4 protein-coding genes are annotated in these 5,354 nt (G+C 47.6%); all 4 read right to left on the bottom strand.

Translation table 11 applies throughout. The features are described from left to right. A partial coding sequence (locus tag B3N33_RS10515; RefSeq protein WP_292593286.1) for a class II aldolase/adducin family protein occupies positions 1-260 on the bottom strand: 260 nt, incomplete at its 3' end. 55 nt (positions 261-315) lie between these two features. Then, positions 316-1,848, bottom strand: a complete 1,533-nt coding sequence (gene araA / locus B3N33_RS10510; protein WP_292593284.1) for an L-arabinose isomerase — start codon at positions 1,846-1,848, stop codon at positions 316-318. Between the two features lie 646 nt (positions 1,849-2,494). Further along, entirely contained in the window at positions 2,495-4,018 is a 1,524-nt protein-coding gene (locus tag B3N33_RS10505) for an FGGY-family carbohydrate kinase (RefSeq protein WP_292593282.1), read from the bottom strand. Positions 4,019-4,351: 333 nt separating this feature from the next. After that, positions 4,352-5,354: alpha-L-arabinofuranosidase C-terminal domain-containing protein (locus tag B3N33_RS10500; protein ID WP_292593280.1), on the bottom strand; the 1,003-nt coding region annotated here is incomplete at its 5' end.

Raw genomic sequence — 5,354 nt, 5'->3', positions numbered from 1 at the left:
CCGAAGCATCTGTAAAGAAGAACGTGAGTTGGAGTGTCGGAAGAAGGCCTCAGCTCTCCTTCGACCACTCTTCCTTCAAGATCTACAACAACCATATTGTCGGGGGAAAGATCGGAATAGTCTACCCCGCTCGGCTTAATGACTACGAGACGCTCCTTTCTGGAGATTCCGCTTGCGTTTCCCCACGTGAGTTTTACCAGTCCGGATTCAATGAGCGTAACATTCGCTCTGTAGACTTCCTCTTTTAGTTCACGTAGCATAGGCTTCCCCCTACCAAGGAATTTGCTTACACTTTCAGCGATTTGAACCTGCAAATCACAGCTTTTTCAATTTGTAGTATACCTCGTTGTATCTAAGCTCCTTCTTGAACTCCGTGATATCAGTCTTATCGTCAATTACTACTATCTCAATTCCAAACATGTCACTAAGGTCTTCAAGCTGTTCGGCAGTAACGGTGTAGCTCATACTTGAATGATGCGCCCCGCCGGCAAGTATCCACGCGGTCGCTGCTGTTGCCAGATCTGGCTTTGGAACCCATAGCGCCCTTGCAACAGGGAGCTTCGGCATATCCTCGTGCTGCTTCACTACTTCTAGTTCATTGACTATCATCCTGAACCTGTCTCCGAACTCGACTATGCAGGCCTGGACTGCAGGGCCTTCCTTTGCATTGAATACCAGTCTCGCTGGGGGTTCTTTCCCTCCAATTGAAAGGGGATGCACTTCAAGGGAAGGTGTACCGTCCGCTATGGATTCACAAACTTCTAGCATGTGAGATCCCAGTTCCATTATGTTCCCCGGTTCAAAATGATAAATGTAGTCTTCGATGAACGAGGTTCCAATATCTATGCCTTCGGCCATCACTTTCATAATTCTTACAAGGGCCGCGGACTTCCAGTCACCTTCACCCCCGAATCCGTAACCATCTCTCATAAGTCTCTGTACAGCAATTCCCGGAAGCTGTCTCATCCCGTGGAGGTCCTGAAAAGTGGTTGTGAATGCTTTGAATCCGCCCTTTTCCAGAAACCTTCGAAGTGCGATTTCGATTCTAGCGGCTTCCCTTATAGATGCCTGAAAGACTTCTTCAGAGACTGTTGATTTCCTGATGGGATATTCCTCCAGATACCTGTTCACCAGTTCCTCAGCTTCGCTTCTCTTGACTTGTTTGAAGTAGCCCTCTATGTAGTCGCCAACAGCGAAACCATGAACTTCATAACCAAAGTCAATCTGAGCGTCGACCTTGTTTCCCTCAGTAACTGCAACATCTCTCATGTTGTCGCCAAGTCTTGCGACCTTGAGTGTATGAGCTTCATTCCAGCCGAGCGCCGCCCTAATCCAGTCTTCCAGCTTCGATATGACCTTAGAGTCACTCCAGTGTCCTGCGATGACTTTGCGCTTGAGTTCAAGCCTTGCAGAGATGAAGCCGAATTCTCTTCCTCCGTGTGCGGACTGGTTTGTGTTCATGTAGTCCATATCGATGGTATTCCAGGGTATCTTCTGCTCGAACTGAGTATGGAAGTGAAGGAAAGGCTTTTCAAGTGATTTCAGTCCGGCAATCCACATCTTCGCGGGTGAAAACGTGTGCATCCAGGCTATCAAACCTATGCAGACTTTGCTGGAGTTAGCTTCATCAATTACTTTCTTTATCTGATCTGCATCCTTCAACACTGGTTTCCAGGCAATCTTTACAGGAGTTGAAATTGCATCGTTGAGTGCATCTACTAGTTTCTTCGAATTCTCTTCGACCTTTTTCAGTACTTCCTTTCCATAAAGCTCCTGACTTCCCGTTATAAACCACACCTCAAGGTCTCTAATAATAGTAATCAGTCCTCCTTTTCGAAATACAAACATTCATCCAGAGAGTTTTGATCTCAGTTAAGGTTCCACCGACTTGGAATGATTTATACCTTATGCCCTTTCTGTTTGCCGATCCTATCGGTCATAGGAGAGCTGTTGAATGATCAGGATCTCAGTGTGTATCTAATCTTTGACCATGAGTATCTCTCACCGCTTCCAGTCAAAAACAGATTGTCTGACCCCGGAGAGCATGGAGTGCCGTTTTACCGGCTGCTCCCTGCCGGAAGTGATTCCTCGCAGTCCAAATCTCTCCCGTCACTTCGCTGACCCTTCACCATCACAGTCAGTTCTTAATTCTGTGTCTCAGGCCATGTAGCGTGAATCATTTCCTGGAGCTCTTGATCTTGTGCCCTCTCTTTGTGGGTGAAGACAAATCGAGGGCTGTGTGAAATCGACAGGATTACATACCAGTCACGACTGAACCACTGACATACTCTCTTGAAATAGTCTGGAAGACAAAAGAACCTTGACCAGTCAGCTGAAGCAGACGATCAGCAATCCAATCGAGACTGGGGCATAGGTGTGGGCTGAAGTTACGATAAGACCAGGGGCCTGCCGTAGATGCATCAACCGAAAACACATCGTATGAGGATTCTCGGCTTAGCGACCTGTCTTTCTGGCTCTAACTCCTTACCCGTTCCTAGTGCATCTTCCACATTATCTCCTTCGTTTTTTCGTAGAGCTCTCGGAAAATCAAGTACTGTTTCTCGTAAACCCTCTGGTTTTCGGAATTTGGGCTTATAGGATCTCGGAACTTCACCCACTCCTTTATTCTTTCCGGCTTGTCTATCAATCCGACACCTAGCCCTGCAAGGAAGGCATCGCCAAACGGTGCTTCAACTAGACTGGATACCTGTCTCATTTTGTAACCGGTTATATCTGCAAAAATCCTGTTCCAGGCTGTTGATTTTGCAACTCCGCCAACTATCAAACATTCGTCGTCGAGCTTGAGTCCTGCCTTAATCCCGTTTTCTATATTATGTCTGAGAGCGTATGCAGCACCTTCCATGAGTGCCTTGTACATATGGGCTCTTGTGTGAACGAGCGTGACTCCAAAGAATACACCCTTCGCAAAGGGATCCCAAATTGGCGACCTTTCACCCATGAAATAAGGAAGTACCACGATTCCGTCACTTCCTGCAGGAATCTTTTCAACTTCCATGTCGAGGAGCTGATATGGAGACCTGCCTGTCCTGCGTCCAACAGACTCTTCGCTGTCGGCAAACTCTTCCTTGAACCACTTGGCAAGGGCTCCGGTAGTTGCCGAGCCTCCAAAAGAGTAGATTCTTTCAGTGTCGTTTACCACATATGGGAAGCTCACCAAACCAAACGGCAGATCCTTGCCGTCATGTACGGTACCCCAGCAGGTAGAGGTTCCGACCATTGCAACGTGTTCGCCTTCTTCAAGCGCTCCGGCCGAAAGCTGAGCCACCGGGGCATCTATCCCCCCTGAGACCACAGGAGTTCCTTCGAGCAGGCCGCACAGCTTTGAGCTTTCGGCAGTTACTCTGCCGACGATATCACTCGACTTGACGATTCTTTCAGGAAGGTATTCAATGGGTATACCAAGGGCCTCACACATCTCTTTCGACCAGGTAAGTTTTCTTATGTCGAATACTCCGCCAATATTACCTGCCGAGGAGTAATCAATCGCGTTTTCACCTGTAAGCCGATAAATCATGTAATCCTTCGGTGTCACGAATTGATATATCTTTTTCCAGATATCCGGCCTGTTGTCTCTAAGCCACATTATCTTCGTGAATCCATAATAGGAATCCACATAGTTTCCCGTAATCGAAAAGATCTTGTCTCTTGATATGTTTTCCTTCACCCAGGAGGTCTGCGATGTCGCTCGTCTGTCCATCCAGATGAGACAAGGGTGCAGAGGCTTCATTCCACTGTCAACAGGGACTCCTGACCCTCCATAAAGCCCGCTAATGGCCAGGGCAGCTATTTCCTTATTCTCGACTCCCGACTTCTCAGACACCTCTTTTATGGTCTCGAAAGCCGCCTTGACCCAAACATCGGGCCACTGCTCGGCCCAGTTTGAACCGGGCTTAATGACGTCATATTCTCTTTGAGCTTCAACTAGAACCTCTCCTCTTTCATTCACCATTACACTCTTTGTTCCCTGGGTGCCAATATCACATCCGATTAAGTACATACACATCACCTTCTAGATTTCGTCGATTTTATGCCTTAACCACGATTTTACCTCATCCAGACCGGACTCGCCGGAGTCGAACTCCAGGCACTGTTGCATTTAAATGCTCACAAGACGGCAGGCATTATACTCACTTGAATACCGGCAACACGATAGATTCGCGGGCAACAAACAAATTCCTTCTAGACACAAGGTCAAGTTGATTGTTTTGCTCTGTTCCAAACTATTCTCAGTTGAAGACTCTTCCTTTCAGAGCCTCCAGAATGCCTTCTCCTCAGGTCAAAAAACTCTCATTGCCTGAACTTGTGCTGGAGGTAATCCTTTTTCAAAGGGTTATAGCTTTCCGTCCAGAGAAAACTCGATTACATTTGCCGACATCGAATCGAGCTTCACAGTCATTTCCGGAGAGCAGGAGGTCAGCTCTTTGCTCCCAAGTTTTATTCGCTCTGGATTTTCAAAGTCATTCATTTCATCGGGAGCAGATCCCGTCAGAACATGCTGGACGGCCCTCTTCTGGACTTCGATTCCCGAAAGATCGAGAGAGACTTCTACATCCTTCTGATAGTAGTTAATAAGGGCGACGCTCAAAATATTCTTATCTTCGTTAAAGGTGGCCGATCCATCAACATAGGGAACTTCGCTGAGCTTGAAGCTGTTTCGGCCCTCGACGAATGTCTTGGAGCTTATTTCGTAAGTTTCAGAACCAATCGCCATGTCCAGGACAGTTCTTCCGGTATGATTCACAAATAGATCAAATGCATGATAGATGGGAGTCAGTACCATTTCGTCGCCCTTGGTCTTTATCATACCGAGTGCGTTTACCATTTGCGCAAGATTGGCCATCTGAACTGTATTAGCCATACGATGCATCACAGCGAAAATCCCTGCCGCAAAGAGACCGTCTTTCAAGGCGTAGGGTTCCTCCAGAAGCACGATTCTCTTCTCGGCGCCTTTCCTTTCCGCGCTGATTTTGTACCAGATGTTCCATTCATCAAAGGAGATCTTTACGTGATCCAGACGCAGGTGTTTTATCAGCCCCTCCAGGAGCTTAAGCCTCTGTTCACAGTAGTAGACGGAGGCAACGGTCCCAAAGTAGTCGTCACAGCCGTGATACTGATGGATAGAGATGTAATCTATCAGATGACCCACGTGTTTCAACACGGTCATGTCCCAGTCGGGGTTATCGGCTCCGACTGCGATTACCTTAATCGACGGATCCACACCCTTCATGAACTGAGTGTACTGGCGGAGTCTTTCTGCGTACTCGGCAGCACTGCAATGGCCGACCTGCCAGGGGCCGTACACTTCGTTCCCTATTCCCCAGTACTTAACATGG

Source organism: Mesotoga sp. UBA5825 (genome assembly GCF_002432955.1).
Taxonomy (GTDB): Bacteria; Thermotogota; Thermotogae; order Petrotogales; family Kosmotogaceae; genus Mesotoga.
Note: the sequence above shows the minus strand (reverse complement) of the source record. Positions and strands in the feature narration are given on the sequence as shown.